This window comes from Amycolatopsis sp. SID8362 (assembly GCF_010550475.1).
Lineage (GTDB): Bacteria > Actinomycetota > Actinomycetes > Mycobacteriales > Pseudonocardiaceae > Amycolatopsis > Amycolatopsis eburnea.
The window spans coordinates 1-2,391 of sequence record NZ_JAAGNB010001081.1; the positions used below are offsets into that span (position 1 = coordinate 1).

General features: G+C 73.2%; 1 protein-coding gene and 1 pseudogene. Both read right to left on the reverse strand.

The features are described 5' to 3' along the window. Positions 1 to 103: 103 nt before the first annotated feature. A complete protein-coding gene (locus tag G3I65_RS33880) occupies positions 104 to 2,068 on the reverse strand; it encodes a VWA domain-containing protein (RefSeq protein WP_160699711.1) in 1,965 nt (654 codons plus the stop codon). After that, positions 2,065 to 2,391: pseudogene (locus G3I65_RS33885) on the reverse strand (magnesium chelatase); the annotation flags it as partial. The gene G3I65_RS33880 and the pseudogene G3I65_RS33885, both read right to left, overlap by 4 nt.

Here is a 2,391-nt window from a genome sequence, read left to right on the forward strand (position 1 = left end):
CCGACGGCCACGCCGACACGGCTCGCGCCGCACGGTCGCTGCACCGTGCAAACGAGGACCGGCCGCGCCACGGCCGTCACCGCCGCACGTAGCCCGCCAAGCGTCAGCGGCGGCGGGTTCGCAGGTAGTCGCCGACCACCGCCGCGCCGAGGCCGTCCAGGTCCGGGGCCACGACCCGGCCGCCCGAGCGGCGGGCGATCAGGTCCACGAACGCCGTCAGCCTCGGGTCGTCACCGAGCCGGAACACCGAAATCGACGCCCCCAGCTTCGCCAGCCGGTCCACTTCGGACAGTGTCTTGAAGAGCGTCCGGTCCTGCGGCGGGTAGTCGAAGACCGCCTCGCCGTCCGGTTCCAGGTGCGCGGTCGGCTCACCGTCGGTCACCATCAGGACCACCGGTTGCGCGTCCGGGTGCCGCCGCAGGTGCTGCCCCGCCAGCAGCAGTCCGTGGTGGGCGTTCGTGCCCTGCTCCCACGCGCTCTCCAGCCCGATCAGCTCCGGCAGTTCCACCGGCATCGCGTAGCGGCCGAACGTGATCAGCTGCAGCGCGTCGTTGCGGAAGCGCGTGCTGATCAGCTGGTGCAGCGCCAGCGCGGTGCGCTTCATCGGCAGCCAGCGGCCCTCCTGCACCATCGACCACGACGTGTCGACGAGCAGCGCGACCGCCGCCCGGGAGCGGTGTTCGGTCTCGACTACCTCGACGTCCTCGACGTCCAACCGGACCGCGCGCTCCCCCACCGACACCGAACGCAGCACGGCGTTGCGGATCGTGCGGGGGACGTCCCAGGGCTGCATGTCCCCGAACCGCCACGGCCGTGAAGCCCCGGTCGGTTCGCCCGCCGCGCCCGCCGATTCGGTCTCGCGGTCGCCGGTCTTGCCGCGCAACGCGTTCACGACGTCGGACAGCGCCGTCTCGCCCAGACGCCGCAACGCCTTGGGCGACAACCGGAGCGTGCCGTCGGCCGCCCGTTCGAACAGGCCCTGGCGGCGCAGCTCACGCTCCAGTTCGGACAGCCGTCGGGCGTCGACGCCGGCGTCCTTGCCGAGCTGCCGTTCGAGGGCCTCCAGGTCGATGTCGTCCAGGCTCGCGCCCGGGTAGGACTGGCCCAGCTGCTCGGCGAGCGCGTCCAGCTCGGCCAGGTCGGCCATCGCCTGCGCGCCTTCGCCCATGCCGAGCGGGTTCTTGCCGCGGAAGCGCTCCGAACCCGTCCAGTCCTCGCCCGGCCGCGCGGCCCGCAGCTGACTGTCCAATTGGGACAGCTGCTGCGCGAGCCGCGGGTCGCCGAACGCCTGCTGGGTCAGCTCGGCCAGTTCCGCGCGCTGCTCGGCCGACATCGAGTTCAGCATCCGCTGCGCGGCCGCCGACCGCTCCGCGAGCGCGTCGATCAGCTCCTCGACGTTGCGCGGGTTCTCCGGGAAGAACTCGCCGTGCTTCGCCATGAAGTCCTCGAAGCGCTGCTGGACGTCGTCGGCGCCCTGCGCGTGCGCGGCGAGCAGGTCGTTGAGGTCGGAGAGCATCTCGTTGATCCGCTCGACGTCCTCGGGCCCGGCGTTCTGCAGCGCCTGCTTCATGCCCTGGAACCGCGACTCCATCAGCTCCTGGCCGAGCAGATCGCGGATCTTCTGGTAGTTCTCGCGGCCCTGCTCCGAGCGCCAGTCGTAGTTCGCCAGCTCGTTGACCGCGGCCGCGGTGCCCGGCGGGAGCGCGTCCAGCTGGGCCTCGCGGAAGCGGGCGTCGTCGTCGGGGTCCGGGAACAGGTCCCGCCGTTCGGCGTCGAGGGCCTCCTGAAGCAGGCGCTGGACCTCCTGCAGGGTGCCGTTCAGGTTGTTGCGGCGCTGGATCTGCGACCGGCGCTGCCAGAGCCGCCGGGTCAGCTCGTCCAGGCCCGACGTGCGCTCGGTGCCGCGGCGCAGCAGCTCCTCCAGCGCGCCGCGCGGCGACGTCCCGGCCATCACGTCGCGGCCGATCTCGTCGAGCGCGTCACGCAGGTCGGCCGGCGGCGCGAGCGGGTCCGGCCCGTCGTGCCACGGGCCGTAGGAGTAGCCGTCGGGGAGCGGGACCGCGGTCATCGGCCGTAGACGGTCGTCGTGTCGTCGGAGTCCTTGGCCAGCCGCCGCGCCAGGAACAGCGATTCGAGGGCGAGTTCGACGGCGGCCGCGATCCGGCCGGCGGGCTCGTCCGGCTGCACGCCCGCCCGCTGGGCGACCTCGTGCAGCACCGGGAGTTCCGGCAGCGCCGCGAGGACGTCCGTGGCCGGGACGCGCTCACCGGTGGCGACCAGGTGGCCCTCTTCGACGGCGTCGGCCAGCGGGCGCAGGTCGAGGCCGGCGAAGCGGGCACGGGCGGTCTCGGCGACCGCGCGGCGCATCAGGTGCACGAGGTGCTCGATCTC